Here is a 26,769-nt window from a genome sequence, read left to right on the forward strand (position 1 = left end):
CTGCCGCGCACCCGCTCCGCCGTGCGCGCCCCACAAGGCGCCACGACGGGCCGGACACCTGAGCAGGCCGCACGGGATTGCTGGACCCTCCACCCCTCCCGACAGCGGGGGTCCTACGCCGTGTCGGTCTTCCCGGCCAGCGCTGCCCGGACCTTGGCCATGCCCCTGGCCGTCACCCGTCCCCGGGCGTCGTCCGGGACGGTCAGGCGACCAGCCCCGGCACACGCCGGACACAACCCCGGCTTCGGCAGCGGATCACGGCACTCCTCGCACTCCGCAACCCGCCGTCTCGTCGCCGTCGCCGCGGGGCGCTCGGCAGGCATCTTCCGGGCGAGGCGTGAGCGCAGCACCCCGGCTGGGGAGTAGACCACCTCCGGCAGCCCGGCCAGCAGCGCCTCCCGCAGCTGCTCCTCCGAACCGCCCCGCGCCATCCACTCCCGCACCATCGGCGCCAGCGCCGCCGCCTCCGCTGCGCCGAGCGGCAGCCGTCGTTCCGGTCTGACCGCGCGCAACAGCACGTTCATCGCGGCGCGAGTCGCCTCGTCCGCCTGTCCGGCAGGCTCGGCGGGTCGGGGAGCGGGAGCGGTTACCTCCCGCCCTCCCTCGGCCTCCGCCGGGCTGTCCTCGATGGCCGGCTCTACCGTTCCGGCGGGGAGGGTAGGTACTTCGACCAGGTCCTTTGGAAGGACGCCACGTTCAGCGGTGTCCGACTCACCGGAGTCCGGTGCAGTGGCACCCGGCAGCCCTCCCGACTGCGGCCGGTCGTAGATGTGCGCCTCCGATCGGATTCTCCCGTTCGGAAGTTGGACCACGTCCACGCGGTAGTACCCCCATGCCCGCAGCTCGTCCAGCGCCGCCGCCAGCGCCTTGCGGCCCTGGGGGCTCGAGTCGGCCATCTGCCGACAGGTCTCACGCCAGTCGGCCGGGCGGGACAGGAGGTCCACCAGCAACCCCCGGGCGGTGTAGGTCATCGCGCGGTTCTGCGCCAACTCGTTCGGGACGATCAGGAAGTTCGACGGGTGCGGGCTGCGGTGGATGATCAGGAAGGGCCTCCTCGCTCCTCAGCCGGGCCAGTCCCAACTGGGGGACGACGGACCATAGCCACGAACCCGCCACAAGTGAAGCCGACACCGAGCGACCTTGATCACACCCCGACCGAACCCGCACGCCGATCGGGCGCCGGCGATTGACGCGTGGACGGCTACGGCCTGTGAGTTGTTCGCCGTCCTCCGGAACTGGTGCAGCAGCGAACCGCATAGCAGGTGGCCTGGGCGCCGTCAGGCAGTCCTCCCTGACTTTCTGGCCCTGTCGAGTCGCCGCAGCAGGAAGGCGGTGGCGTTCGCCCGCTCCCGCGAGCACGGCCGTCCGGACGCGGCCCAGCACCTGGTCGACGTGGTGCTCGACGCCGCCGCCGGACGCTGAACCCGAACGGCCCCGGTGCCCGCCCCGTTGAGCGGGCCCAGCGTGCCGCGCGACCTGACTTACATTCATCTCGGCCAAATGTCACGACAATCGGAAGATTCCGAGAGGGTGAGCTCTGCGGGCGCCTCGCTGCCGGCATCGGCCAGGTGCTACGAGTACCCCGATTCCGGCGGCGCTCGGCGTCCACTACCGCGATGCAACATCTCACCTGGAACGTAGGTCGACTGTGTACCGCAGCTCGGGAATGGTGAAGCCCCTGATGGTTTCTTCGCGGGCGACGCCCTCGGTACACCAGCCGTGCCGTTCATAGAGCCTGCGCGCGCGGGCATTGCCGGTGAGCACCCACAGAGTCGCCTTGTCGAACCCGTCGCGGTGCAGGACATCGTGAGCTGCTCGGACGAGATTGGATGCCAGGCCGTTCCCCCATTGTTGCGGTGCCACGTTCAGCGCCCAGAGCTCTCCCGCGCCGTCCGCGTCCGCGTCGCGGCCAGGACCGACGTGCGCGAAGCCCAGTGGCGTTCCGCTCACCTCAGCAACCAAGATCTTCTCTCTCGGGTCGCGGTCCCTACTCAAGGTCAGTTGCCACGTTGCCGTGCGACGCTCCAGCGTCGTCGCGTCGAGCAGGCCCTGCGGCATGAGTGCGGCGTACCCGACAAGCCAAGCGTCAAGGTGCACTCGGGCCAGCGCTGGACCGTCGTCGGCGACCGCTTCTCGGATCAGCATGTTGAAGTCCTTCCGGTCTGGGCCCCGCCCCTCGGCGAGGCGGGGAGCGTAGCCGACATCGTGGAGCACCGCGACGGCGACCAGCAGGCCATCATCCCGCCTGGTAACGTGGCCAGTTGCTCAGCCCGGTGCGCCACCCCATGGGAGTGCGACCCCGTCTCGACAGGGCGTCGGCCAGCTCCTGCTCGGCGATCCGCCATGCTCACTGGGGCAAGGTCTCCATCACGCTGTCGGCCTCCCCGCCTGGTGCCTGGTCCGTTCGTTGCTGCAAGAGGCCACTGCCCGGGTCGCCGCCTGGGCAGTGGCCTCTCCTGCGCCGGTAGGCCCGGATGCGCTGTTCCGGGCCTACCGGCGGTACGACTACCTGGGTTCTGCCAGGGTCAAGAACTTGCAGCCGAGCCAGCGCTGCAGCACCGGCGGCACCGCGACAGTGCCGTCCGCCTGTTGGTGCTGTTCCAGCAGGGCCGGCACCAGGCGGCTGGTGGCCAGCCCGGAGCCGTTGAGGGTGTGCACGTAGCCGGGCTTTCCCGTTGCGGGGCGGTAGCGAATGTTGCCGCGCCGGGCTTGGTATTCCCGGGCGTTGGATACCGAGCTCACCTCGACGTAGCCGTTGATGCTGGGCAGCCAGACCTCGACGTCGAAGGTCTTGGCCATCGAGGCGCTGGTGTCCTCTGCGGCCAGCCGGGTGATTCGGTAGTGCAGGCCGAGTGCCTCGACCAGGTTGGCCGCCTTGGTCAGGAGTTCCTCGTGGGCGGTGTCGGAGGCGTCGGGGTGTGCGAACTGGAACATCTCGACCTTGTTGAACTGGTGGCCGCGAAGGGTTCCACGGTCGGCGGCGCGGTAGCTGCCGGCCTCGCGCCGATAGCAGGGCGAGTACGCGACGTACTTGCGCGGAAGTTCGTCCTCCGTCAGGACCTCGTCGCGGTGGAGGTTGACCAGGGCGGTCTCCGATGTCGGCAGCAGGAACCGCTGCGGCCCGGCCGGACCCTGTTCGAGGGCGAAGACGTCGTCGGCGAATTTGGGGAACTGGCCTGCGGTGTAGCCAGCCTGATAGGTCAGCAGGTGGGGTGGCAGGATCAGCTCGTAGCCGTCCTGAACGTGGGTCTCGATGAAGAAGTTGAGCAGCGCCCATTCGAGGAGGGCGCCGTTGCCACGGTAGACCCAGTTGCCGGTGCCGGCGAGCTTGGCTCCGCGCTCGTAGTCGATCAGTCCGAGTCGGCGGGCCAGATCGACGTGGTTGTGCGGCTCGAAGTCGAAGTCCGGACGGGTGCCGTGCTCGCGGACGACCTGGTTCTGTTCCTTGCCGCCGGTCGGCACGTCCTCGTCGGGCAGGTTGGGCAGTTGGTCGAGGAATGCCTGGCGCTCGCCGGCCAGGGCTGTGAGCTGCTCTTCGAGCACGGCAAGGCGGGTACCGAGTTCGGTTGCCTCGGTGCGCTTGGCGACGGCGGCCGGGTCCGCCGGGTCGAGCCGCGCGATCTCGCGGGAGATCTGCTTGCGTTCGGCGCGTAGCGTCTCGACCTCGGTCGTGCCGTTCCTGTAGTTCTCGTCCAGGGCGAGGAAGGCGTTGAGGTCGATGTGAACGGCTCGCTTCGCCAGCGCGCGCTCGACGCGCTGGGGGTGCTCGCGGATCACGGTGATGTCCAGCATTTCGGGTCCCATCGATCAGTCGGAGTGCGACGTGATCCCTTGGGGGCGTGGGCGAGAAGGGAACTCGCGGTGCCACCACGCCTTCGCCGTCACCCGGAGATGACGGCCTCGACAGCTCGATAACGGAAGCGAACCGGCGGGGCATTGGACCGCAAATAGGCCGTTCCTCCCCGCACTCGGGAGGGGATTCACCCCAGGACGCGAGACTGCCTTCCCAGCTGCCGGCAGCTCTCTCGGCTCGCGTGCCCTGCGGCTACTTGTCTCCGTCAGCGCGTTGCCCAGAGGATAGGGCGCCCGGGGCGCCGGGAGCAACGCAGAATCGCAGTCCAGATCCGACCGATCACCCTGAGCCACGTCGCGGTGATGGGCGCGGATCCCTCTCTTGCCAGCTCAGCAGCCTCCTTGCCACCCGGTTCTCGTGAGGGCCGGCCGCCGAAGCTGGTCAGCGGCGCTTAGCCGCGCGATCAGCCCGCGCACTCCGTCCGTGACGTTCGGCAGGGCGTTCGGCCTGGCCGGCCGGTCGGACGGTGGGGCTGCCACTGTTCGAGTCGCTGGAGGTGCTCGGCCGCGAGCGGACCCTGGCACGCCTGGACAAGGCTCTGGCCGAGTTGGCGTGATGCCCGGGGGGACGACACTGTGCGCCTTCCGGCTGCTCAGCGCAGATCGACGCGGACGACCCGGAACAGACGAGGCCAAGGAAGCCAGCGGCCTTGGCGTGCGCCCTCCAAGCGGCGTCGGGTTTCGTCATCCGGTCGAGATGACATTGAGCACCTTGAGTCGTTCTTCTGGAATCGAGCGGCCGAGCGCTGTTGCGGCATCCTCCCAGCGCGCGCGGCTGCTGGTCGAGGTGTTGCGCGAACTCGCCCCCCTGCTGTCGCATGCAGCCGATGCATGCCCGAGGCTTTCACTACCTGTCGCGGCGCGGTCTCAACCAGGTTCAACCGCCTCTACCCTATATACACCTGAAGAACCATCAGCTGGAGGATCTTGACGTGGGCCTGAAGCAGAGCGATTGGGTGGCCGCAGCTGCGGACCAGGTGATCGCCGAGGGAAAACGCCGTGGCGGGGCTCCGCTGGTGTGCGCATCCGGGGTCAGCCCGTCCGGCCCGATCCATCTTGGGAACCTGCGCGAGATTATGGTGCCGCACTTCGTCGCGGACGAGATTCGCCGCCGAGGTCTGGAGTGCCGGCACCTACTGTCCTGGGACGACTACGACCGGCTCCGGAAGGTGCCAGCCGGCGTCCCGGCGAGCTTCTCCGAGCACATCGGCCGACCGCTGACCGCGGTGCCCGATCCCTGCGGTGAACACGAGAACTGGGCGGAGCACTTCAAGGCGCCGCTTCGTTCGGCCTTGGCCCAACTGGGTGTTGAGGTTGACGAGATCAGCCAGACGCAGATGTATACGTCGGGGGCCTACCGTGAGCAGATCGTGCACGCGATGCGTCACCGGCAGCAGATCGACGGTGTCCTCGGCCGGTACCGAACGAAGAAGGCCGAGGTGGAGGTGGAGCAGGACGAGGAGGACCTGGCCGCCGCCAGCGCGGGAGGCTACTACCCATATCGGCCGTACTGCGAGGTCTGCGGGCGGGACTCCACCGCGGTCACCAGCTTCGACGACGCCAGCACGCAGATGCGGTACCGGTGCGAGTGCGGTCATTCAGGTGACTTTGCGCTCTCCGAGACGGACGGCGGGAAGCTGGTCTGGAAGGTGGACTGGCCGATGCGCTGGGCCTTCGAGGGCGTGACCTTCGAGGCGGGCGGCGTGGACCACTCCTCACCGGGCTCGTCGTTCACCGTTGGATCGCAGCTGGTGCGCGAGGTCTTCGATGGGCTCCCTCCGTCGTATCTCGGGTACAGCTTCGTGGGGATCAGCGGTATGGCGAAGATGTCTTCGTCGAAGGGTGGTGTCCCCACCCCGATCGACATCTTGGAGGTCTTGGAGCCTGCCGTGCTGCGGTGGCTCTACAACCGCCGCCAACCGCGCCAGTCGTTCCAGATCGCGCTGGACCAGGAGATCCTGCGGCTCTACGACGAGTGGGACGCGCTCGAGCGCAAGGTGGCTGCGGGGACGGCGACGGACCTTGATGTCGCGGTACGGGCCCGTTCGGTCGGTCCGGCGGCCGGACCACTGCCGTCCACGCCCCGGCCTCTGCCGTTCCGCACGCTGGCGTCGGTGGCGGACGTGGCGGCTGGCGACCCGGAGCAGACGCTGCGCATCCTCCGGGACTTCACTGTTGAGGAACCGCTCGCCAGTTTGGCGGAGTCCCAGCCCCGGTTGGACCGCGCGCAGACGTGGGTGACCACCTACGTCCCGGCCGAGGACCGCACGCAGGTTCGCGCTGAGCCCGACCGGGCCCGGCTGGAACAGCTGGCCCCTGCGCAGCGGGAGGCGCTGAAGCTGCTTCTGGATGGCTTGGACGAGCACTGGTCGCTCGACGGGCTGACGTCGCTGGTTTACGGGGTGCCGAAGATCCAGGCGGGACTGCCGTTGGATGCTCCGGCGTCGCCGGAGCTGAAGGCCGCGCAGCGGGAGCTGTTCGTGCTGCTGTACGAGCTGCTGGTTGGTCGGGACACCGGTCCTCGGCTTCCCACCTTGCTGCTGGCGCTCGGTGCGGACCGGATTCGGTCGCTGCTGACCGTGGCGTAGACGGGAGGCTGCGGAGGCTGATCGCGGGCCTCCTCGCTGATCACCCCCGAGGGCCGGGTCGGAGCGTGATGCTTCGGCCCGGCCCTCGGTGTTGGTCAGGCTGCCGGTTGGCGCCTGGTGCGGGTGAGGATCTCGTCGGCGATCTCGGTGGCCGGGCGGTGTTCGGTGTCGATGTGGTCGGCGAAGGCCGGCTGGCTCAGGGCTTCGAGGCAGCGTTCGACCTGATTGCCCTCCCAGCTGAGCGGTCCCCACTTGTCGGGGCGTTCGCCGCGCTCTCGCAGACGGTTGCGGATGGCAGCGGCCGGGGCCAGCAGGGTGAAGTGCCGGACGTCATGGCCGGCGTCGCGCAGTGGTTGGACGATCTGGTCGAAGACGGCGTGGCGGGCGATGGTCATGGGGACGATAATCGGGCGGTCGTAGGTGCGGGCGGCCCGGTCGATCATGCAGTGGGTGAGCGGCGGCCAGAGGGGCTCCAGCTCGAACTCTTCGGTACGCAGGGGCGCGGGGAGCTGGGCCCAGAGCATGTGCCCGAGGTCCTCGGGGTTGATGACCAGGGCCTGGGGCAAGCGTTCGGCGAGAAGGGCTGTGGTAGTGCTCTTGCCTACGCCGAACGGGCCGTTGACGAAGATGATCACGGAAGCGGGGCCTTTCTGCTGGATGGTCAGAAAAGCTCGACGTAGCGGTTCGGGTAGGCGTGGGCGTCGTACCGCAGGACGAGCACGGTGTACCGCTGGTGTGCGCGCAGGGTGTTGGTGGCGTGCTTGATCTCGCGCAAGCGGTCGGTCATGGCGGTGCGGACGGCGGGGTCGGTGTTGCCGCTCTGGGCGACGGCGCGGTCGACGGTGGAGCGACAGTAGTGGTCGATGGCGTCGTCGGGCTCGGGGGTGAGGGCGTGGTCGGTCCGGTGGAGGACGTCGAGGCCGGTGAAGAGGGTGAGGGCCTGGTCGCGGGTCTCCATGGGGCTGGTGATGCCGAAAACCTCGCGGCGGACGGCGGCGGCGTGCTCGGGCAGGGGTTCGGGGGCCCAGAATGGAGCGGCGAGAACGTATCCGCCATCGTCGAGGAAGCCGAGTAGCCGCGTCGCCATCGCGGGCGGGTCGGGGAAGAAGCCGAGCGCGGCGCCGATGGCGATGTGGCTGAAGGTGTGCTCGGGCTGGTAGGTGGTGCCGTCTGCCTGGTGGTAGGTGAGGCGCAGGGCGGGGTCGAGGAGGCCGTGGTTGTAGCGGGCGAGGGCGACCGAGTCGGCGCTGAGGTCGAAGCCGGTGGCGGTACAGCCGGTGAGGCGGGCGAGTTCACGCGAGGTGAATCCGGTCGTGCAGGCAACGTCGAGCAGGTGGTGCTGGGGGCCGAGGCGCGAGTGCAGGGCCCAGGTGTTGAGCGTGGAGTGGGCACCGGGCATCACGTTGGTCTGGTTGATCATGGCGACGAAGTCGGGGTAGCTGGCGGCCCAGACTTCGGCGGAGGACCTGGGCACCGTGGGCAGGGGCCAGGTGAGCGTGGTGGTCATGGAGTCCTCTCTGTGGTGGGCAGCGTCGGGATGCGGCGTTGGGTTGGTACGCGGCGGGGGTGGAGGGCGGCCAGGCGGGTGACGCTCATGCCAAAGCCGGTGCATGGGGGCAGTCCGCTGTCGTACAGGTCGATGACCTTCTGGTACGTGCGGTGGACCAGGTGACGATCGGCCGTGAACTGGGCGGCGAAGGCGTCGGCCAGCCGGTGGGGGTCCCGTTCGTTGGCGGCGATCTCTGCCAGTTCGAGGCCGTCGGAGTACAGCCAGATGCGCTGGGCCTGGCGGCCGGTGCCGGCAATCAGGGGCGAGGCGGGGCCGGGGATGTCGGTGATCGCCGTCAGGCCGCGCAGCTGCTGTCGGACGCTGTGGCGCCACAGCCGTCGGGCCAGGCGGTCGGGGTCGTCGGTTCGCTCGGCGGTGTAGGGGGTGCGTTCGACGGCGAGGGACTGGACAGCGGTGGTGTCGGCGGGGTCGATTCCGGTGATCTCGCGGAAGGCGTCGTCGAAGGTCCGGTGGGTCAGCGGGGCCGCGATGCCGGTGGTGGCCGTGACGAGGTCGGCGAGGTAGACGGTGGCCTGATCGAGGGTGAGGTCGGCGGCGTACGCCTCCAGCATCACGAACTCGACGGCGGGCCGCGCTCGTTGGCCCTCGTTGCGGAAGGAGGGGCCGATCTCGTAGCAGCGGGTGGTGCCGGACGCGATGACGGCGAGGAGGTCGAGTTCGCTTGTGACGCGCAGGTACTGGCGGCGTTCGGCGGCGTGTGCCCAGGTGGTGAACGGCCGTGCCGATCCTCCGAAGTAGCCGTCGGTGAGGACGGGGCTGATGGTCTCGCGGAATCCTCCGGCGGCAAGGTGAGCACGCAGCGGGCCGAGGACCGGGGTGAGGTGGGCGGCAGGCGGTAACGGCGGTGGTGCTCCTGGCTCGTGGCGTTCCAGGTGTCGGACGAAGAGGGTGGGACGGCCGGTGCGGCTGGTGGAGCAGGTACCTCGGACGACGATGAGGTCTCCGGTGTGCAGGCCGGCGGCGGTGGCGGGGTCGAAGGCGAGCTGGGCGGTGTGGCGGTCCCAGGCGAGGCCGGCGAAGGCGACGTGGCTGTGGGTGCGGACTGCGGTGATGCGGCCGGACAGGGTGAGGACTTGTTCGGAGGCCGGCCAGGCGTCCCAGTCAGCGGTCGGCAGCGGGTCGGGGCCGCGGTCGCCGGTCCGGGCGCGGCTTCGTGGAACAGGGGCGAGCGGGTCGTTGGGGGCGGTGAGGGTCAGCAGGAGGGTGACCGGGTCGTCGGTGCGGGGGTCGAGGAGCCAGGCGGTTCGGCGGAGCAGGTCGCGGTGGAGACGGTTGTCGGTGTCGGGCAGCAGGCGCAGGAGGTGGAGGACGGCGGCGGCGCGCAGGGTGGTGAGGCGGCAGGGGATGACGGCGGTGAGCATGCGGGTGGCGGCGGCCAGCCGGGTGGGGTCGGCGGTGCCGTGGGGCCAGGGCGGCCGGCCGGGTTCGGCGGCTACGGCGAGGGCGTGGTGGAGGATGTCGAGTTCGCGTGGGCCGCGGGTGGCCGGGTCGGTGTGGAGGGTGACGGCGGGGTGGGGGCCGTGGCCGAGGAGGCGGGCGATGCCGGCCAGGAGTTCGTCGGTGCCGTCGGCGGGGTGGGTGGTGAACAGCACGGCGGCGGCGCTGAGCAGGTCGGCGGGCGCGTCCCAGGTTGTGGGCGAGGTGGAGGCGTGGGTGGCGGTGATGGCGTTGGTCAGGGTGGTGAGGCTGGTGGGGGTCATGTCGTCTCCGGGTTGGTCGGGCTGGGGCTCCACCAGGTGACGGGCGGGTCGCCGGGTTTGATTGCGGCGACGAACTTGGCGGCCTCGCAGGTTTGTTGGGCGAGGTCGGCGTCGTAGGGGGTGCCTGCTGTGCGGTGGGCCTCGCGGATGCGCTGCCGGATGGCGGGCGCGATGGCGGTGCCCTTGGGGGTGGCGTGCCGGTCGAAGGAGTGGACGGGTTGGAGAAGGAGGAAGGTGGAGGTCGATCCGCGGGTGGAGCGCGGGGAGGTATCGGGGTAGCAGGGCGCGAAGACGACCAAGAACCAGCGGATGCCGGCGAGGCTCAGCCACCAGCCGTCGGCGCCCGCGTGCGCGAGTTCGGCGGTTGGGTCGGCTCCGGACTGGGCCAGCAAGCTGGTGACGGTCGCGCGGACGGTGGTGGTGAGGGCCTCGAGGGTGGCGCCGAGGCGGGGGTTGGTGAGTTGGAGGACCAGGCCGTCGAGTTCCTCGTGCTCGATGCGGCGCGCGAAATCTGCGAGGGCGGGCCAGGCTGTTCGGCCAGCCTGGTGCGGGTCGGGCCCGGGGTAGGCGGGGACGGTCTCGATGCGGGCCCTGGCGGCGAACAGGCAGGCGGAGCCGCGTTGGATGGGGGCGAAGCCGTCTTCAGTCACGGGTGGCCACCGCCCAGGGGTCGAGGTGGCTGCGCGAGGCCAGTGGTCCGTCCGCGCCCTGGTACTTGCCGTTGTAGAGCTGGTCGATCTCGCCGTAGGTTTCCCACCAGCTGACCTGCGCCACCGGCATACCGGGGTACAGGACCGTGGGGAGGGTGGCGTACAGCTGCAGCGTGGAGCAGCCGTAGAAGCCGAGATCGATGAGGTCGGCGGTGCAGTGGGCGAACGTGCCGCGGCGGGCGAACCCGGATGTGGCGTGCACGATGGGAACGAGCGTGTCGCTACCGAAGCGTTCGACGGTGTGGCCCAGGGCGAAGTCACCGCGTTCGAGCCGGTAGCCGGTCGACGGGATCTCGCGGTACTCAACCTCGGGCTCGCGCGTCGGGTCGAGGACCTCGTCCAGGTAGACGCCCACGCGGTTTCCCAGGGTCAGGTCGTAGCTGTTGGTCGTGCAGCGGCGCAGGTCGAACGGGTCGATCTTGATGCGGCCCTGCTCAACTTCCCGGGCGATCTGGGGGCCGGTAAGGATCACGACGGTGCTCCGATCAACATCTGGGACTCGCAGGGGTGATTGAAGCGGGCGTAGGTCGCCGAGCTGGGTTGGATGAGCCCGGTGTTGTGCCAGAAGCTGACCTGGCCTGCGACCATGCCGGGGTATATCCGGATCGGCAGGGCAGCGACGATCTCCAGCGTCCAGCGGTGGCAGGAGGTGGTGTGGCCGAGGTCTGCCGACAGCTGGAGGAACAGCCCGCGGCGGCCGTTGCTGCTGCACCCGATCAGCCGCATCGCGAACAGGGCGCTGCCGATCGTCTCCGCGGTGTGTCCGAGGTACATCCGGTGCGGCTCCAGCACGAAGCCCTCGTCCGGCAGCTCCATCTCCAGCCACGTGCCGGTGGGGTCGTCGAAGACCTTCAGCCCCCGGCCCAGGTGGTAGTTGATGGAGTTGGGGTTGACGCCAGCCGGGTCGTAGGGGGAGAAGACGATGTGGCCCTGCGCGATGAACCGCCGGATGGCCTCGCCAGTGAGGATCACCGTTTCACCTCCCGTTCGACGCGCACCGGCAGGAAGGTCGCGGAGCGGATCACCTGCGAGGGCTTCCAGGTCGCTCCGTCCTCCATGTGAAGCCGGCTGCCCCGCCGCAGAACGGAGCGCATCACGGCGGCGGCCTCCATACGGGCCAGCGCGGCACCGAAGCAGGCGTGCGGGCCGTGACCGAAGCCGACGTGCGGGTTCGGCCGCCGTCCGGGTCGGAACTCCTGCGGCTGCTCGAACACCTCCGGGTCGCGGTTCGCAGACGCCTGCAGTAGCACCAACCGTCGGCCCGCCGGCACCGGGACACCGAAGACCTCGCAGTCCGCGGTCGCCGTCCGGGCGGTGATCAACGCCGGGCCGTCCAGGCGCAGGACCTCCTCGACGAACCCGGCTACGGACTGATCCGAGCCGACCGCTGCCTCCGCCAGTTCCGGGTGATCCGCCATCGCAGCGAGCAGCGCGCCGATCAGCCCGGTGGTCGTCTCATGGCCGCCGATCAGCAATGCGATCAGATTGGCCACCGCCTCCTCCAGGGTGAGGCGCTCCCCGTGCTCCTCCACCTCGATCAGGTCCGAGACGATGTCTCCGGCCGCCCGGGTGCGGCGGTGCTCGATGAGGCCGGTGAAGTAGTCCCACAGGCCGGCCCAGGCTCCAGCGAGCCGCTTCTCCTGGTCGTCGGTGAGCGCGGGCTCGGTGAGCAGGATGACGTCGTCGGACCAACTCTTGACGAGGTTCCGGTCGCTGTCCGGGATGCCCAGCAGTGCGCAGATCGTGTGGACCGGCAGGGGCTCCGCGATACTGCCCACTCCGTCACCGCCGCCGGAGGCCACGAACCGGGACACGAGCGCGTCGGCCGCCACCGCTATCTGGGGCTCCAGGGCGGCGATCCGGCGAGGCGCGAACGCCTTAGCCAGAAGGCCCCGCAGCCGCGGGTGTTGCGGCGGGTCCGCATAGAGCACCCAGGATGCGACCGGTTCGAGCACCGGGCGGAGCACCGGGCGGATCTCATCCAACATGCCGACGGCGGTCGGCGCGCACACGAAGCCCGGGTGCCGGAGCAGGTGGCGCACTTCCTGGTGCCGCGTGAAGACGAGCCGTCCGCTGCCCAGGTCCGGGCAGTCGATGGCCCGAGGCCCTCCACCCAGAGCGGTGAGCGCAGCTTCACGCCCATCCCCCGAGGAGAGGGCCCTTAAGACAGTGGCCTGGTCCATGTTCCTGCCTCCCATCCGCCCGGTGTCGCGAGGAGCCAGCCCGGACCGTCGCGAAACCGGACGGACGTAGCACCAGGCGGGGAGGCTCACAGGCGGCAATCAGGCCGTGGCGTAACAAAGTTCGAGGGGCGACGGGAGGCGCCTGCCGGTCGCAGCTGGCGCGCGGTCCCGATCCCGACCGTCAACCGATGATGACGCTACGTCAGGCAAACGGCAAGAGGGTCGAAAAGGAAACCCTGTCCCTTTCGGTGAACGGGCATTTGCGAGCTACTGCCCAAGCACTAGCCTTTCCTCAACGCAGGAACAGGAGGTGGAAGGTGGCCGTCGAGCCGACCCCGCGACGACGCCGACTCGGCAGGGAAGTCCGGCACGCCCGTCAGCGCCTCGGCTGGAGTCTCGAGGAGGCCGCCGAGAAGCTCGGGTACAGCTCTGCCTCAACCATCTCGAAGATCGAGAACGGCACGCAGGGCATCAAGCTTCAACAGCTGCCGCACTACTTCGCCGTCTTGGAGATCGGCGATCTTGTCGTCCAAGCAGCATGGCGCGAGATGGTCCGAAACGCGCGCGACCGCAACTGGCAGCAGCAGTACCCAGGCGTCGCGGACGATCCCCTCGGCGACTACCTGGTGAACTTGGAGATCGCCGATAGCTTGTTCATCTGGTCCCCGGTCGCTGTCCACGGACTTCTCCAGGCCGACGAATACGAGTTGGCCGTGATCATCGCCGGCCGCGCTTGGAAGAGCGACGCAGACATCCAGCGTTTCATCACCGTGCGGCGGAACAGCCGCCGAGCGGCCCTCTCCCGCAAGACTCCACTCCGGATCTGGGCAGTGCTCACCGAGGCCCAACTACGCCAGGAGGTCGGAGGCCGGACGACGGCCCGCGCTCAGGTGCTCCACCTGATCGAACTCGCCAGTACCCACCGGAACATCGTCATTCAGGTCATCCCCCTGTCACATGGCGCACACGCCGGCTGCGACGGTCCGTTCATGGCCTGGACGTTCCCGACCGGCCACGACTCGGTCACCATCGAGGGCATGAAGACCGCACTCCACCTCAACGACCCCGCGACGGTGGCGGACTACCGCACCACCAGCGATCACCTGAAGACAGATGCCCTGCCGCCGAAGGAATCGCTCGAACTTCTCGCTCAAATCGCCAAGGATCTCTCGTGACTCACGACCCCCGCCTCTTTTCTGCTGACTCCAACAGCGTCGTCACTGCCGACGAGAAGAACCACCTCGATCCATCATGGGTCAACAAGCAGCTGGAGCAGGCGGAATGGCTGACGGCCAGCACCGGCGGAAGTAACTGCCTCGAAGTCGCCTTCCTGGACCGCGGCATGGTCGGATTCCGTGACTCCCTGAACCAGACCAAGGACCCGCTCCTCCTCTCGTGGGGCGAATGGGCGGACTTCCTCGCTGGCGCGAAGGCCGGCCGGTTCGATCGCCCCGGTCCTGCCGACGCCTGATACCGAGCCGGACTGTCACTGCCTGCTCCCCCCAGGCAAGCCACTGACGACTCACCGCGTGCCGAAGCTTCCAGGGCCGTCCGTATCGCCCACCTGGGAGCTTCGGGTGTTGGCCAGCCACAGCCCTTTGTATTGGATCAGGGGGTGTCGGTGGTCTGCTCTGGTAATGCCGGCCGGGACGTAGCCCCAGGATCGCACCAAGTCCTGCGTCGTGGTCCGGTCTCGTTCCTCGTTGTAGACGCCGATGATCAGCCGCCCGCCAGGGGCGACGACATGGTCCAGCAGATGGGCCACGTACGCTCCACGCAGGTCCGCCGGCACGTAGTCCACGCCGGTGCGGACGGCGTCGAAGCGGCGTGGAGGCTTCCAGCCCATCGCGTTGGCGGTCCAGATTCGACACGCCCACTGCGGGCAGCGGGTTCGGGCGAGGTCGGCGAGGGCGGTGGAGATCTCGACCCCGTAGGGCTCGATGGTGATCCCGGCTTCGGCCGCCCAGGCGGTCAGGCTCTCCATCAGGTGGCCGTTGGCGCATCCGATGTCCAGGAACGTCCCGCCGTGGGGCGGGAGCAGGTCGACGAGCAGGCTGCGGGCTTCTCGCCAGCGGGTCTCGTCGCCGCTGTGGCCGGACTGGGCCCGCGGGTTGTCGCCGTTGAGGTAGGCCGGTTCGATGACCCCCAGGACGGCGGTGTGCCACTCGGTGGCCGTGATCTCGCCCGCCTGGTACGCGTCGTCGATGGGTGCCAGATCGCGCCAGCCTCGCTCCTTCGCGCTCGCGATGTCCTCAGCGTCGTGGCCGACCGGACGGCGCGTGTCGGGGTCCATGCGTACTCCTTCCTTATCCCTAACGTTGGCGCCTTGCAGGCAGGGTGACGTCCAGTACCCTTGAAGAGCGTGGATCAGCCGCGCGGCCTCCCGGTGCGCCGGCCCCATTCGCGGGTCGTTCGAACCGGCGTGTGGTCCAACGATCTTCGCCAGCACGAACAGCTGCATCACCATCCCGTCGCGGCTCTCAAGGTCTGCCCGGCGCTCCCTCCGCACCCGATCCGCGAGCGCCGGTACGGCGAGCGAGGCGGCGAACAGCGATGCCGAGTCGAGGCCGCGTGGCGCCATTCCCCAGTCCTCCCAGTCGAACATGCAGAACTCGCCAGGGCCGGTGACGTTCGCCCAGTTCAGGTCGGCGTGAGCAGGACACCACTGGTCCACCCGGGTGTCGTGCGCTCCTGGAAATGCGGCCTTGATTGTGTCGTCGACCAGCTGCTTCGTGATCCGTTCGGTGTCCGGGGCCGCAACCCGGGCCGTTCGTTGACGGGCCAGCTCTGCCAGCGAGGCGTTCAGCGAGCGCCACCAATCGTCCGGCAGCTCCGGGTCGACGGTCACCACCGCGGGTCCGACCGGGAGTTCGGGCAGCAGCGAGATCTCGTCCGCGTGCCAGATCGCATGGTCGTCCGGGTCCTGCCATGTCGCCGACCTGTACCAGCGTGGCATCGCCACGCCGGGCAACGCCGCTGCGGCTTCGAATCCGCCCCAGCCCTGCTCCCGCGCCCGCGCCCAGGGGCGGCGTTCGACCCGGGTCCAGGTGTCGCGGTCGGTGCCGGTTCCGACCGTCCGGCGCTTGCGCACCACACTGCGCCGGTCCAGCCTCGTGCCGAGGCGCTGCTCAGCCTGGTCCAGGACGTGACCGACGGGCTCCTGCCGGAGGTCCATGGTCTACCGGACGAGGCCGGCGTCGGTGCCCTGCGGCGGGGTGACACCAGTCAGCTCACGCGCCCGCTCGGCGAGGAGCGGGGCGAGTTCTGGGTAGTACCCCCGATCGACAGCCTGGAGCATCTCCGCGAGAGCGATGAGCTGACCCACGCGTCCAGCCGGAGTGTCGAGGATGTCGGCGAACTCCGTGCGGATGCGGTCCGCGACCGCGGGCACGAGGAGGCTACTGACCCACAGGACCGCAGGGTCGTAGCCGACCGGCACCAGGCCCCAGCGTTCCCAGTCGAGGATCTTGAGCGGCGCGGCGGTCAGGTTGGCCCACTGGAGATCACCGTGCCCGGTGATCCGCTCGATTTCGGCCGGGGCCGGGATGCCGAGGTACTTCGGGAAGACCTCTTCAACCCATGTCTGACGCAGAGTAATCTTCGTGCTCGGCGCTTCCGCGATGCCGGCCACCGCGCTCCGCAGCCCGGTCCACCAGCTGTCGTCCAGGCCCGGGTCGTCGCGAAGATCCGGGGTCGAGGAGACCGCGGGTCCTACCAGGTCGAAGACGTCGGCCTGGTAAAACCAGCCGGACACCGTCCAGTCCACGGTGCCGTGGAGCCGGGGTCGCGGGACGGACGCGTGGACGCGCTGCTCCGCGCCGAGGGCCCCCTGGCCGGTCGGCCGGGGCGCCCGGTCGCAGTTGCTTCTGGAGACGCGGAGCCAGGTGTTCTCGGCCCGGCGACCGACGGTGGTTCCGGAGGTACCAAAGACCGGCGGTTCGGTGCACACGAGGCCGAGGAACGCTGCGGCCTTCTGGTGTGCTGCCATCAGGCTGTGCCGGGTGTCGTCATCCGGCCGAAAGGGCATCAAGCACTCCTGAGTCGCTTGTCGGGAATCGGTTCGGCGAGGGCCACCCTGGCATCGTCCCAGTGCCGACGGGTGCTGGTCACGTTGAGGCCGACGTCCAGCGCCCACCATGCTCCAATGACCTGCGGCGTGCAGGGTCGTCCGGCTGGACTAGGTTCACCAGTTCGGGTGTCATCAGGCCGGGCAGCCCCACGCCCTACAGGCTCGCTCCGGCTCGACGCGGGATAACTGTGGAGAACCGCGAGCATTCGTCGCGAGCACCGGTATCGTTGACTCGGCGTACAGGTAACGTAGTTGGCCGTCGATCATATTCCCTCCTGCGCTTCACTGCGCCTGTCAGAAGTTCAAGGGAACCGCATGGAATTTCTACCGATCGAGCGCGCTGCTGAGGCGTTCCAGCAGCCGGTGACCGCCGGCGAGATCCAGGCGGTCTGCCAGCGGGTCTTCGACGCCGACGTACTGTCCGCCAGAGAGTTGGGCTCGGGCATGTACAACAACACCTACCGCGTGGCCGTAACCGGACACGAACGTCCCGTGATCCTCCGGATCGCTCCGGAGCCGGGTCGGCAGTTCCGCTCCGAGCTGCAGTTGATGCGCAACGAGTACGCCAGCGTGCCATGGTTGACGGCAATTGCGCCTCTCATGCCGCGTGTCATTGCCGCGGATTGGTCGCACGAGGTGATCGGCCGGGACTACATGGTCCAGACCCATCTTGACGGCGTACCCGCCCCCGAAGGTCTCGGTAGGTACTCCCGCACGAGCTGGCCGAGCTTCTTCCGGCAGATGGGCTCGATCGCGCGGAAGATCCACGAGGTGCGCGGTCCGCACTTCGGCCCCGTCGCCGGCCCGGCATACTCCGCGTGGAGCACGGCCGTGGCGGCCTCTTTGGAGGACATCGCTGCCGATCTCGACGCGGTCGGCTTGGACTCCGCTGATCTGCGTAAGGTAGCCGAAGTAGCGAGCCAGCACCGTGCAGTTCTCGACGAGATCACCGAGCCACGATTTCTCTCGGGTGACCTGTGGACCGTCAATGTGATGCTCGCCGAGAGCGCACCCGAACCAGTGATCTCCGGAGTCCTCGACCTGGACCGCACCTGGTGGGGTGATCCTGCTGCGGACTGGACGATCCGCATGGCGATGGCGAAGGCAGACGAGCGGGAGGCGTTCTGGGAAGGCTACGGCCCCCAGGACCGTTCCCCTGCCGCGGTGCTGCGCTCGCGAATCTACGAGGCCCGCCACATCGGTGCCATCCGCCTGGAGCGGCATCGGCTGGGAAATGTTGACACGGTGCCGCAGACGTACGAGCTGATGCGGGACGTACTCGACCAGCTTCAGGCGTGAGTCGCAGTGTCGCGCTGCCGGGAGGTCTCGCGGCTCGGCATGCGTTGGACGCCGGTCTGCGCCGCTCGCAGCTCGGTCATGAAGTGGTCCTGTGGCTGGACGTAGGCGCGCAGGTCGACGTCGTGCAGCAGTACAGGTGGCCGGCTCAGCAGATGCGTGCCGGCGGCGATGAGGAAGGTGCGGGTCGCGGCGTCGCTGCCTCGCTTCGTGCGTGGCGCCTGATAGAGCAGGTACGCCGCCTGCAGCCAAGCAGTCAGCGCGGCGGCCGGGGTGCGGTGGTCCTGGGCGAGCAGAGTCATGGCGCTGCGAAATATTGCCCTTCGGTCCGTTTCCGGAGAGCTGGCGCTGTAGACCAGCTGACCGTCGGTGACAATCCGGGAGGTATCCCCGCCCCTTGCGGCGACACGGGCGACCATCACGGCCGCAGCATTGTGGGCGGCACTGCCTCGCAGTAGTCGCATCCCGTGTGCTGCCTGACCGTGACCGTCGGGCAGCGTGACGCGGTTGCACACGACGTCCACGCCGGGCCATTGGGTGAACCTTTCGGTGATCAGCGCGGCGATCCGTCGCATGGTCCGGCTGGCGGGAGTCTCGGCGCCGCCGAGGTAGGTCCGCGTGGCCGGATCCCATGTGGCACCGTCCCGGAACCGCTCGTGCTCCCCGATCCGAAAGAGGTTCGGGTTGTCGTCGGTGATCGGTGTGCGGAACTGCTCCGCCGAAGCTGCGTCGTAACGGCCAGACGGGTGCGGGTTCGCCACCGCGGTCCGGTACCGCCAGTCCTCCGCTGCTTCGAACGCCGTGCTAAATGCCGTGGCCCGCGCGCTAATGTCGCGGGCCGTAGGCAGAACTTCGGTCAACATCCGGTGGAGTGAGAGTGCTGCCTCAGCCTGACGGTCAGCGAACTCGCGCACGATCCGCTGGGCGGTCGGCTCGTTGCTACGCAGAACCACGTCCGGTGTCGGGAAGCACTCAGCTGTGATCAGCGTGGGAGCTGGACGGGACATCCTAGGTCTCCGTGGTCGTGGAGTGGCTGCCCGGCCAGTCGCCGGGCTCGACGTCAATGCGGATCTGGTCAAACAGCTGCTCTGCATATAGGTCGACAGACTGCTGGTTGGGGCCGACCACGACGAAGCTTCCGAGGCGGGCGGTGTTGTCCGTGGCTCCGTTGACGGTCTGCCCGACGGCCTTGCGTACGCGGACGATCGGAACTCGGGGGCTGGGGTCGGGTAGTCCGGTCACGGTCGCCAGGCGTCCAGGGTGCGGGCTGGTCAAGAAGCGCACGGTGGCGTAACCGCTGCGGGTCGGGGCTAGGTTGGCCGGGCGACCCAAGGCCGTTTCGAGACAGGCCGCCCACGGATCGATACCGAGCGCGTGCTGGATGAGGAAGCCGATCTGCCCGGCGCCGACACGGGCTCCGATCTCGATCACGGTGCACCGACCGTCCGACGCCAGCATCACCTCCGTGTGTGACGCCCCGTTGCGTATTCCGACCGCGGCGATGGCCAGGTCTACCTCCTTGATTACGGTCTGCTCGGCCTCCGGAGAGAGAACAGCGGGGAGGGCATGGCCGAGCTCAACCCGATGGGCACCGCCGGTGACCGTCTTACGGGTCACGCACAGGTGTGTGCTCATCCCGTTCTGAGTGATGGATTCGACGCTGTACTCGGTGCCCTCGATGAATTCCTGGACGAGGACCCGCGGATCGAGATCCATCCCGTACATCCCGCGCGGCACCTTTGCGGCTTGGAAAGCTTCGGCTGCCTCGCCCGGACTGGTCACCACGGTGACGCCGGCGGAGCTTGCCGCTCCTGCGGGTTTCATGACACACGGGAAGGTGACCTGTCGCGCTGAGCACAGGGCGAGCAGCTCGTCCTCGGTGCCGACAGCCCGGCTGCGGGGCGCGGTGACGCCGTGGCGGGCGAACGCCTCGCTCATGGCGGCCTTGCTCCGTGCCGCAGCGGCCCGGGCCGGATCGTTGCCGGGCAGGCCGAGGGCCGCGCACACGTGCGCGAGCAGCTCGGTGAGGTACTCATTGGTGGTGAGTACCGCGCCGACGCCGTGGTGGTGGGCGTAGTCGATGACATCCCGCAGTGCCTGCTCCGTGCGTGAGAAGTCTGTCAACAAGCATCCGGACAACAGCGCTTGGAGGTCGGTGGCATAGGTGGCATGTGTCTCGGGATCGGTGGCGGCGTGGACCTGGTAGCCGGCTGCGACCGCAGTCACGGCGAGGGCACCGGACTCGGGGCCCGCCGCCTCCAGGAGCAGGATGCGGGGCGTCGTCACGACAGGTAGTCCTCGCATCCGCCGGAGCGGTGGGTGTCGAGGGTGAAGCAGTGGAATCCGCCGCCGAACAGTCGCCGGTGCCGGTGGCGGACCGGCACGGTCGTGAAGCCAGCTGCGTCGAGTGTCTTGATCAGGCCCGTGCAGTCCTCGTTGACCAGCACCGTGTTCTCGTCGATCGAGAGCACGTTGAGGTCGATGTAGGGGCTGGTCAGGACCAGGTCAGCGTCGTCGTAGGCGGGGAACGCGCCGGGGTCGGGCTGCGGCGGGACGATGAACTGCCAGTGTTGCAGCGGTTCGGGCAGCAGGTCGCGGATGCCGTCGTGGCGAGCGAGGAACACCCCGGGCTTGAGCGCCAGGAGCATGCTGTCGATGTGGTTGTCGGCCATCCGGTGGACACGGTGGACGCGGTAGCGGCCGTCCAGGTGCCGTTCCAGCCACTCGACCGCCATCGCGTGGTTTTCGTGGGCGATGTTGACCACCAGGTCGCGGCCCAGGCGCAGGACCTGGGCGCCGTCGAGCATCATCTCGAAGCCGACGTCGTACGGGGACGGCTGGGAGGCAGCGATCGGTTCGGTGGGGCCGCCGAGGGTGGTGGTGGCATCGCGCGCGTAGGAGAGGTCGAAGGAGTTGTCGGTGAGCAGGGGCCGAGGCATCGTCGTCCAGCGGGCGCCAGCCGCGTAGTAGGCGCGGAAGACGGGGGCGAGCAGGCGGGTCTCCAGGTAGCGGGAGCGGATCGCGGGCGGCGTCTCGATGATCTCCTCGCCGAGGATGAGCGTGTTGTCGCGGATGTTCAGTGCCGGGGTGGGGGCGGCCTGCCAGCCGAGGCCGGCGATGGGGGCGGCGTTCGGCGGTAGCGGCAGGGGCCGGTGGACGATGACGCCGAGCTCGGCGAGGGTGGCGGCGAGGTTTTCGACGTCCTCGTGGAGTTCCTCGGTGTAGTTGCGCTTGATGTGCCAGCTCTGCGGCGCGGCGTCGCGGGTGGTGGCCAGGCGGGGGTAGGCCCAGTCGGAGCGGAAGCCCGCCAGGTTCTCGTGGTGGAACAGTTCGAAGGTGACGTCGCGCTCGTGGGAGAGGTAGTTGGCGGCGGAGCCGACGATGATCTCGCGCAGCGGGGTGAAGTCGTCGTGACTGTGGAGCTTCATGGCTGGTGCCCTCCGGGCTGGTCAGTGGCGGTGGTCGCGGCCGGCAGATGGCGGTGGACGGTGGTGCGGCCACGGCGCACGTGCAGCAGGACGCCGTCGGCAGTGGGGGTGAGGGTGCGCTGCTCGCTCCAGCCGGCGAAGCGGTACTCGCCGGCTCCGGTCGGAGCGAGGGCGAGGATGCGTCCGGCGGTGGTCAGCGTCAGCAGGCTGTCAGGCTGCTGGGTGATCTGGGCAGGCTGGAGTTGGCCCTCCAGCGGGTCGGCGTGGTCGAAGTCGGTGAAGCCGCTGGGCAGCAGCACCGAGTACGGGAGCGGGATGGGAAAGGCAGCGGCCTGCGGGTTGGACCCGTTGAACAGGACGTCGGCTTCGGCCAGCGCGGCCTGCCAGGCGGTGGGGAACAGATCGACGAGTTCCTCGGTGAGGAGGGCGTCGATGACGGTGTGGACCCGCACCCGGTCGCCGGTGTTGCGCACCAGGTGTTCGCGGGAGAAGTCGCCGTACCAGAACTCGCCGGGCTGCCAGCAGTGCTCGGCTCCGTCCAGGACGAGAACAGCCTCGGGGTGGGTGACGATCGGGATGTGCAGGCGCACGAACCCGCGATCGAGGCGGTACTTGGGGTCGCAGTGGGGCTGAGAGGCAGCTCCGGGGCCAAGCGCCATCAGCCGCACCGCATTCAGCGGAGCCGGGATGCCGGCGAGGATCTCGCGCAGGTAGGGCAGGCGGTCGAGCCATGGGGTGGGCGCGAAGTCGACCGGGCCGGGCCCGCCGGGGTCGGTGCGCTCCCCGTCGCCGCCGGGGCTGCGAAGCGGCAGGACCCGCCAGTCGATCGCGGTCGCCTGGCCGATGCGGCCTCCAGGGGCGTGGATGCGCTGGGGCTGCCAGCGGTGGCCGGTGACAGCAGCGAGCTCCCGGGAGAGCCTGTCGGCGTCGAACGCGGGGGCGAGTCGAGCGGCTTCAGCGAGCCGGACGGGTCCGGGGCGGGCAGGCGCGTTCATGATGGAACCCCTTCCGGGTGGCAGCGGTGGTCAGGACGCGAAGTGCGCGGGGATACCGACGTGGTCGCTGGCGCTGTAGGCGCTCGTGGGCACCGTCGCGAAGCGGGCGTCCAGGCGTTCCCAGACCGCCTGGCGGTCGGCTTCGGTGGCATAGGCGAGGCAGAACACGAACTGCGCGAGGCCCGGCTGGAGCGGGACGATCGGCATCGAGACGATGACGCCGGTGCGGCTGTCGGCATCCCAGTCGCAGCCGAGTTCGGTGAGGGCCGCGAAGAAGGTGTCGGCGTCGGGGACGGACCAGGTCGGGGGGATGTGGTACTCGACGACGGATCGCTCGGGCAGGGCGGCTGTGTCGACGATGCGGTGGGCGATGACCTGGTAGATGTGCAGGGAGCCGGAGACTTGCGCGTTGACCTCGGTGAACAGCACGCGGCCGTCCGGGGTGGCGATCGCGTCGGCACTGAGGTGACCGCGGTAGCCGAGCGCCCGCCAGGTCTCGGCCAGGCGGGTTCCGCCGTCCAGGAGCTGGGCGCGGACCTTGTCGTCCACGTCGCGCAGGGGGACGATCTGGTGGCTCAGTCGCCGGCCGACGTACAGCAGGGTGCCCATCTCGGTAGGACGGGTGCCGGTGTCAGCGGCGTAGTGCTCGGAGTAGAGGGAGGTCGCGTTGGGTGTGAACTCCTCGACGACGACAGGGAAGTGGCCCTCGCCACTCGCCCAGCCCCATCGCTCCTGCCAGTACGCATCGATCGCGTCCGGCCCGGGGCCGAGACGGTGGAGGTGGCGGGCGCCGACGTGGTCCACGGCCAGCATCGGGTCGCGGACCAGGAGCTGGTTGCCAACGCCGGCTCCGTTGTGGGCCTGCTTGACCACGACCGCCCCGGCGCTGCTGAGCAGGGTGTAGGTCGCGTCGATCGCTTCGCTCACACTGCGACACACCGCGCCGGGGGCGATCGGCACGCCGGCCCCGGCGGCGAGCGCCCGGAAGACGGCCTTGTTGTTGCCGAGTTCTCCACCGCTCTGGGCGAAGAACGCGGCACCGGGGAAACGATCGCCCAGGCCGAGGGCGGCGGCGAAGCGGGCCACGGAAGCGGACGGCCACAGCGCGAACACCTCCTCCACGTGCCGACTGCCGGAGGCGGCGAGCGCCTCGCGTGCCGCGTCGAGGAACTGAGGGCTGGTCAGAGCATCGGGGTCGAGCAGGCAGCCACCGAAGCGTCCGGGCGGAGTGATGAGCACGTGCAGGCTCGCCGGGTCCGCACCGGTCAGCGTGGTGACGTAGGCGAGGAACTCCGGGTCGGGCGCATCGCAGAGCACGATCAGGTCGCCGTTCTGGGCGAACCACAGCAGGCGCTGGGTCCAGGCTCGCAGGTCACCGCGGTCGCGGATGGTGGGGTCGATGTGGTTGCCGATCAGGATTCTCATCAGGGCACTCCAGATCACGAGGGACGCGCGGCTGCCGCCAGGCGGATTGGGAGGGATCACGCGTCGAAGACGACCGGGAACCGGTCGAAGACGCGCATCGTCGCGGTGCGGCGTCGCACCGGTGCTCCCGCTGCGTGCAGGCGGGCCGGGCGGTCGAGGAGGGCTTGCACCAGGACGCGCAGCGCGGCCTGGGCGGGTACGGTGCCGATGCAGGAGTGGGTGCCCCAGCCGAAGCCGAGGTGCCGGTTGGACGCACGGTCCAGCACCAGCTGAGCTGGCCTGGGGAACTGCTCCGGGTCGTGGTTCGCGGCGGCGAACAGCGCCAGTACGGTCTCGCCCGCCCGCACTGCGGTGCCGCCTACCTCGCAGTCCTCGGTGGCGATCCTGCTGGTGCCCTGCACCGGTCCGTCGAACCGGACCAGCTCGTCCACTCCGCCGCGCAGCAGGTTGGGGTCCGCCATCCGTTCCAGGGCGTCGGGGTACCGCAGGAGGGTGTGCACGGCGTTGCCGAGCGCGGCAACCATGGTGCTGTAGCCGCCTTGGAACATGACCCGGGCGGTGTTGCGGACGAACAGGTCGAGGTTGGCGCCGCCGGCCGGATCGGCGTGCTGACGGACGTGGGCCAGCAGCCCGGGTCGGCTGCTGACGGTGAACCAGGACTCCACCAGGGCGGTCAGCTGCTGCCGTGCAATTCGGCCTGGCTCGGCGAGAGCCGGATCGAGGCCCGCGTCCATGCTTCGCATGATCCGGTCGGAGATCTCGGCGAAGGAATGGAGGTCAGGCTGCTCGACTCCGAGGAGATCCGAGATGACGGCGAGCGCGAGTGGCGCCGCGATCTCGACCATCACGTCAAAGGGGCCCTGGCCCGTGAGCTCTTCGAAGCGCGCGGCCAAAAGGCGGCGGCCACGGTCTTCGATCGCTTCCAGATCCTGGGCGCGCAGCGCGTTCATGAACAGCGATCGCACCGGAGCCTGGTCGGGCGGATCCAGCGACTGCACGCTCAGGCTCGGCTCCGGCACCACGGCGCCCGTGCGGCGCCGGTCGCGGGCGAAACGCTGGTGGTCGCGCAGCACAGCGACGCAGTCCGTGTAGCGGGTCAGCGTCCACGACCGCATGCCCTCATGCCAGAACACCGGCGTTGCTTCGCGCAGTGCGGCGAGCACCGGGTAGGGGTTCTCCAACGTCGCCGGGTCTAGCGGGTTGTACATCGTCAGGGACGGCATCAACTCTCCTCGCGGCTCCAGAGCGTTCCGTAGCTGCTGACGTCGGGCCGGGGCCGCTGTGGTCCCCGCCCCAGCCCGACGATCAAGATCAGTGGTCGTAGGACATCGCAGACCTCCTCTCGAGGTGCCGGGGCGGGCCGCCGGCAGCCATGCCTCCAGCGAGACCTCAGGGAATCGCTGCGAACGAGCGTTGAACAGAGCAGAATTGATGCATCGATGAGGCATTCATGTGGCAAACCCGCGTCTGACCTGGCAACTTCTGCAGCCGACAGAGTCCTGGCGCGGCAGGGGGTGGGTTATGGGGGCTAGGCGCGACCGGTTCATCGCGCAACGCGCGAGCGCGGGGTTCACGCAGGAATCCCTGGCGACCGCGATGGGGGTCGACCGGACGACGGTCGGCCGGTGGGAACGCGGTTCCGCCCTCCCACGCCCGTGGCAGATGGCGAAGCTCGCCAGAGTGCTAGGGGTTAACACGAGCGAACTCGCCACCCTGCTGTCGCCTCTCGAGCAGGATGTACTGGCCGACAGCACGACGTCGGCGCATGGAGCCTCGCTGTCCGGTGGAGAGGTACAGCGTGTCACGACGCCGGAATGGAACGTGCCTAACCTCGATGGGCACACAGTTGGCGCCGCGTCGATGGCGCTCATGGACGGCGGCGTCCGGGTCGGCTGCCGGACGGCAGATGGGAGGATCATCTTCGTGACCATGCCGCGTAGAGCCCTGCTGCGGGGCGTCACCGCTGCTGCGGGTGTCACAGCGCTGTCGGGTCTCGCGGCACCCGATGTTCAGGCAACCCCGTCCGTCCTCTCGCCAGATATCCACCCGGTCGAGAACATGAGGTCCCTGCGCAGATCACTGGTGGAGTGTGACAACGTCCTCGGGCCTCGCGAGGTCGTCTCCACGGCGCAGGAGCACGTTCGCCTCATCCAGCGCCTTCGCCGCGAGACGTCCGGCCGGGACCGGCACGACCTGCTGCAAGTGCAAGCCGAGTACGCCGAGTTCTGCAGCTGGCTGTACCACGACAGCGGCGACCACCGGGCCGCCCAGTACTGGGCGGACCGCGCCGTCGACTGGGCAAGCGCCTCCGGAGACCAGGACCTGACCGCCTACATCATGGCCCGGAAGTCCCAGCTCGCCGGTGACATGCAGGACTCGATCGAGGCCATCGACCTCGCCGCCTCCGCCCAGCGCCTGGCCGGCTCGAGAAGCCGACTGAGCGCCATGGGCGCGGTCTACGAGGCTCATGGCCACGCCCTGCTCGGCGACGAGCGGACGGCCCAACACACCTTCGACCAGGCACTCTCATTGCTCACCCGCCCACCCGAGGCACCGGTCGGCCGTGGCCGCTGGCTGAACGAGGCGTACGTCGAGGCCCAGCGCGCCCGGTCGTTGTCGTCACTGGGACGCCACCGCGATGCGGTAGCCGGCTTCGAGAAGGCGATCCGATCCCTGCCCGCAACCTACCGTCGTGATCGCGGTGTCTACCTCGCCCGCTCCGCCATCGCCCAGCTGTCCATCGACGGGCCGGAGCAGGCAGCCGTCACCGCCTGCACGGCGCTGTCGATCGCGGCGACCACCGGATCGGCCAGGATCTTCAACGAGTTGGCCAATCTGGACGCGCTGCTGCGAGGTTGGCGGGGAGTGCCCGAGGTTGTGCAGTTCCAGCAGGCACTCGACAGCCTCCTGCTCCATGAAGTGTGATCACCACAGACCGATGCCGCTTACCTGA

The 26,769-nt window shown here is 69.2% G+C and carries 22 protein-coding genes and 2 pseudogenes; 6 read left to right on the plus strand and 18 right to left on the minus strand.

Annotated features, from left to right (window positions below; translation table 11 throughout):
* Positions 1 to 113 precede the first annotated feature (113 nt).
* The 3 genes from ACFXAM_RS03535 to serS all read right to left on the minus strand — a co-directional run bounded on the left by ACFXAM_RS03535 (position 114) and on the right by serS (position 3,804).
* Positions 114 to 971 carry a hypothetical protein gene (locus tag ACFXAM_RS03535; protein ID WP_380287335.1) on the minus strand — a complete coding sequence of 286 codons (858 nt, stop codon included), beginning with the start codon at positions 969 to 971 and terminating at the stop codon, positions 114 to 116.
* A gap of 655 nt (positions 972 to 1,626) precedes the next feature.
* Positions 1,627 to 2,145 carry a GNAT family N-acetyltransferase gene (locus tag ACFXAM_RS03540; RefSeq protein WP_380287336.1) on the minus strand — a complete coding sequence of 173 codons (519 nt, stop codon included), beginning with the start codon at positions 2,143 to 2,145 and terminating at the stop codon, positions 1,627 to 1,629.
* Positions 2,146 to 2,505: 360 nt separating this feature from the next.
* The gene (gene serS / locus ACFXAM_RS03545; protein ID WP_380287337.1) at positions 2,506 to 3,804 is read right to left on the minus strand and encodes a serine--tRNA ligase; all 1,299 of its coding nucleotides are present in this window, start codon (positions 3,802 to 3,804) and stop codon (positions 2,506 to 2,508) included.
* A 506-nt stretch (positions 3,805 to 4,310) separates the two neighbouring features.
* Between serS and ACFXAM_RS03550 the strand changes: the two are divergent.
* Positions 4,311 to 4,409: pseudogene (locus ACFXAM_RS03550) on the plus strand (hypothetical protein); the annotation flags it as partial.
* A 261-nt stretch (positions 4,410 to 4,670) separates the two neighbouring features.
* The gene (gene lysS, locus ACFXAM_RS03555; RefSeq protein WP_380287338.1) at positions 4,671 to 6,440 is read left to right on the plus strand and encodes a lysine--tRNA ligase; all 1,770 of its coding nucleotides are present in this window, start codon (positions 4,671 to 4,673) and stop codon (positions 6,438 to 6,440) included.
* Positions 6,441 to 6,535: 95 nt separating this feature from the next.
* On the opposite strand, the gene ACFXAM_RS03560 is transcribed toward lysS, so the two are convergent.
* From ACFXAM_RS03560 to ACFXAM_RS03590, 7 genes are read right to left on the minus strand one after another with little or no spacing between them, the layout of a single operon-like run.
* Positions 6,536 to 7,075, minus strand: coding sequence for an AAA family ATPase (locus ACFXAM_RS03560; RefSeq protein ID WP_380287339.1), 540 nt, complete (start codon positions 7,073 to 7,075; stop codon positions 6,536 to 6,538).
* A gap of 26 nt (positions 7,076 to 7,101) precedes the next feature.
* Positions 7,102 to 7,947: a class I SAM-dependent methyltransferase gene (locus ACFXAM_RS03565; RefSeq protein ID WP_380287340.1), complete on the minus strand. Its 846-nt coding sequence runs from the start codon at positions 7,945 to 7,947 to the stop codon at positions 7,102 to 7,104.
* Positions 7,944 to 9,710: an amino acid--tRNA ligase-related protein gene (locus ACFXAM_RS03570; RefSeq protein ID WP_380287341.1), complete on the minus strand. Its 1,767-nt coding sequence runs from the start codon at positions 9,708 to 9,710 to the stop codon at positions 7,944 to 7,946. Before ACFXAM_RS03570 ends, ACFXAM_RS03565 begins: the two co-directional genes overlap by 4 nt.
* A complete protein-coding gene (locus tag ACFXAM_RS03575; RefSeq protein ID WP_380287342.1) occupies positions 9,707 to 10,360 on the minus strand; it encodes a hypothetical protein in 654 nt (217 codons plus the stop codon). Before ACFXAM_RS03575 ends, ACFXAM_RS03570 begins: the two co-directional genes overlap by 4 nt.
* Positions 10,353 to 10,892, minus strand: coding sequence for a dCTP deaminase (locus ACFXAM_RS03580; RefSeq protein WP_380287343.1), 540 nt, complete (start codon positions 10,890 to 10,892; stop codon positions 10,353 to 10,355). The genes ACFXAM_RS03575 and ACFXAM_RS03580 overlap by 8 nt, the downstream gene beginning before the upstream one ends.
* Entirely contained in the window at positions 10,889 to 11,392 is a 504-nt protein-coding gene (locus ACFXAM_RS03585; protein WP_380287344.1) for a deoxycytidine deaminase, read from the minus strand. The genes ACFXAM_RS03580 and ACFXAM_RS03585 overlap by 4 nt, the downstream gene beginning before the upstream one ends.
* Complete coding sequence (locus ACFXAM_RS03590) at positions 11,389 to 12,603, minus strand: cytochrome P450 (RefSeq protein ID WP_380287345.1); 1,215 nt, start codon at positions 12,601 to 12,603, stop codon at positions 11,389 to 11,391. The genes ACFXAM_RS03585 and ACFXAM_RS03590 overlap by 4 nt, the downstream gene beginning before the upstream one ends.
* 317 nt (positions 12,604 to 12,920) lie before the next feature.
* On the opposite strand from ACFXAM_RS03590, the gene ACFXAM_RS03595 reads away from it, so the two are divergent.
* Together ACFXAM_RS03595 and ACFXAM_RS03600 are read left to right on the plus strand one after the other, a co-directional pair.
* Entirely contained in the window at positions 12,921 to 13,778 is an 858-nt protein-coding gene (locus ACFXAM_RS03595) for a Scr1 family TA system antitoxin-like transcriptional regulator (protein ID WP_380287346.1), read from the plus strand.
* Positions 13,775 to 14,074, plus strand: coding sequence for a DUF397 domain-containing protein (locus ACFXAM_RS03600; protein ID WP_380287347.1), 300 nt, complete (start codon positions 13,775 to 13,777; stop codon positions 14,072 to 14,074). The genes ACFXAM_RS03595 and ACFXAM_RS03600 overlap by 4 nt, the downstream gene beginning before the upstream one ends.
* Before the next feature lie 882 nt (positions 14,075 to 14,956).
* On the opposite strand, the pseudogene ACFXAM_RS03605 reads toward ACFXAM_RS03600, so the two are convergent.
* Positions 14,957 to 15,778: pseudogene (locus tag ACFXAM_RS03605) on the minus strand (hypothetical protein); the annotation flags it as partial.
* Between the two features lie 3 nt (positions 15,779 to 15,781).
* Positions 15,782 to 16,630, minus strand: coding sequence for a hypothetical protein (locus ACFXAM_RS03610; RefSeq protein ID WP_380287348.1), 849 nt, complete (start codon positions 16,628 to 16,630; stop codon positions 15,782 to 15,784).
* A 357-nt stretch (positions 16,631 to 16,987) separates the two neighbouring features.
* On the opposite strand from ACFXAM_RS03610, the gene ACFXAM_RS03615 reads away from it, so the two are divergent.
* Complete coding sequence (locus ACFXAM_RS03615; protein WP_380287349.1) at positions 16,988 to 17,971, plus strand: phosphotransferase family protein; 984 nt, start codon at positions 16,988 to 16,990, stop codon at positions 17,969 to 17,971.
* Here the strand turns inward: ACFXAM_RS03615 and ACFXAM_RS03620 are convergent.
* Genes ACFXAM_RS03620 through ACFXAM_RS03645 form a run of 6 tightly spaced genes read right to left on the minus strand, consistent with a single transcriptional unit; the run spans position 17,962 to position 25,039 of the window.
* Positions 17,962 to 18,975 carry a hypothetical protein gene (locus ACFXAM_RS03620; RefSeq protein ID WP_380287350.1) on the minus strand — a complete coding sequence of 338 codons (1,014 nt, stop codon included), beginning with the start codon at positions 18,973 to 18,975 and terminating at the stop codon, positions 17,962 to 17,964. The two genes, ACFXAM_RS03615 and ACFXAM_RS03620, sit on opposite strands and share 10 nt — an antisense overlap.
* A gap of 1 nt (position 18,976) precedes the next feature.
* The gene (locus ACFXAM_RS03625) at positions 18,977 to 20,254 is read right to left on the minus strand and encodes an ATP-grasp domain-containing protein (protein ID WP_380287351.1); all 1,278 of its coding nucleotides are present in this window, start codon (positions 20,252 to 20,254) and stop codon (positions 18,977 to 18,979) included.
* Complete coding sequence (locus ACFXAM_RS03630; RefSeq protein WP_380287352.1) at positions 20,251 to 21,396, minus strand: glycine amidinotransferase; 1,146 nt, start codon at positions 21,394 to 21,396, stop codon at positions 20,251 to 20,253. Before ACFXAM_RS03630 ends, ACFXAM_RS03625 begins: the two co-directional genes overlap by 4 nt.
* The gene (locus ACFXAM_RS03635) at positions 21,393 to 22,391 is read right to left on the minus strand and encodes an aspartyl/asparaginyl beta-hydroxylase domain-containing protein (RefSeq protein WP_380287353.1); all 999 of its coding nucleotides are present in this window, start codon (positions 22,389 to 22,391) and stop codon (positions 21,393 to 21,395) included. Before ACFXAM_RS03635 ends, ACFXAM_RS03630 begins: the two co-directional genes overlap by 4 nt.
* A gap of 30 nt (positions 22,392 to 22,421) precedes the next feature.
* Positions 22,422 to 23,816: a hypothetical protein gene (locus ACFXAM_RS03640; RefSeq protein WP_380287354.1), complete on the minus strand. Its 1,395-nt coding sequence runs from the start codon at positions 23,814 to 23,816 to the stop codon at positions 22,422 to 22,424.
* A gap of 56 nt (positions 23,817 to 23,872) precedes the next feature.
* Positions 23,873 to 25,039, minus strand: coding sequence for a cytochrome P450 (locus ACFXAM_RS03645; protein ID WP_380287355.1), 1,167 nt, complete (start codon positions 25,037 to 25,039; stop codon positions 23,873 to 23,875).
* Positions 25,040 to 25,337: 298 nt separating this feature from the next.
* Between ACFXAM_RS03645 and ACFXAM_RS03650 the strand changes: the two genes are divergently transcribed.
* Positions 25,338 to 26,741 (plus strand): helix-turn-helix transcriptional regulator, encoded by a 1,404-nt coding sequence (locus ACFXAM_RS03650; protein ID WP_380287400.1) that lies wholly within the window; start codon positions 25,338 to 25,340, stop codon positions 26,739 to 26,741.
* The last annotated feature ends 28 nt before the right edge of the window (positions 26,742 to 26,769 follow it).

Source organism: Kitasatospora sp. NPDC059462 (genome assembly GCF_042749955.1).
Taxonomy (GTDB): domain Bacteria; phylum Actinomycetota; class Actinomycetes; order Streptomycetales; family Streptomycetaceae; genus Kitasatospora.

Bases quoted from the DNA above. Each gene is read 5' to 3' on its own strand.
- ACFXAM_RS03535 (WP_380287335.1), bottom strand. From the start codon at position 971: ATGACCTACACCGCCCGGGGGTTGCTGGTGGACCTCCTGTCCCGCCCG.
- ACFXAM_RS03540 (WP_380287336.1), bottom strand. From the start codon at position 2,145: ATGCTGATCCGAGAAGCGGTCGCCGACGACGGTCCAGCGCTGGCCCGA.
- serS (WP_380287337.1), bottom strand. From the start codon at position 3,804: ATGGGACCCGAAATGCTGGACATCACCGTGATCCGCGAGCACCCCCAG.
- lysS (WP_380287338.1), top strand. From the start codon at position 4,671: ATGCAGCCGATGCATGCCCGAGGCTTTCACTACCTGTCGCGGCGCGGT.
- ACFXAM_RS03565 (WP_380287340.1), bottom strand. From the start codon at position 7,947: ATGACCACCACGCTCACCTGGCCCCTGCCCACGGTGCCCAGGTCCTCC.
- ACFXAM_RS03570 (WP_380287341.1), bottom strand. From the start codon at position 9,710: ATGACCCCCACCAGCCTCACCACCCTGACCAACGCCATCACCGCCACC.
- ACFXAM_RS03590 (WP_380287345.1), bottom strand. From the start codon at position 12,603: ATGGACCAGGCCACTGTCTTAAGGGCCCTCTCCTCGGGGGATGGGCGT.
- ACFXAM_RS03610 (WP_380287348.1), bottom strand. From the start codon at position 16,630: ATGCCCTTTCGGCCGGATGACGACACCCGGCACAGCCTGATGGCAGCA.
- ACFXAM_RS03615 (WP_380287349.1), top strand. From the start codon at position 16,988: ATGGAATTTCTACCGATCGAGCGCGCTGCTGAGGCGTTCCAGCAGCCG.
- ACFXAM_RS03620 (WP_380287350.1), bottom strand. From the start codon at position 18,975: ATGTCCCGTCCAGCTCCCACGCTGATCACAGCTGAGTGCTTCCCGACA.
- ACFXAM_RS03630 (WP_380287352.1), bottom strand. From the start codon at position 21,396: ATGAAGCTCCACAGTCACGACGACTTCACCCCGCTGCGCGAGATCATC.
- ACFXAM_RS03635 (WP_380287353.1), bottom strand. From the start codon at position 22,391: ATGAACGCGCCTGCCCGCCCCGGACCCGTCCGGCTCGCTGAAGCCGCT.
- ACFXAM_RS03640 (WP_380287354.1), bottom strand. From the start codon at position 23,816: ATGAGAATCCTGATCGGCAACCACATCGACCCCACCATCCGCGACCGC.
- ACFXAM_RS03645 (WP_380287355.1), bottom strand. From the start codon at position 25,039: ATGCCGTCCCTGACGATGTACAACCCGCTAGACCCGGCGACGTTGGAG.
- ACFXAM_RS03650 (WP_380287400.1), top strand. From the start codon at position 25,338: ATGGGGGCTAGGCGCGACCGGTTCATCGCGCAACGCGCGAGCGCGGGG.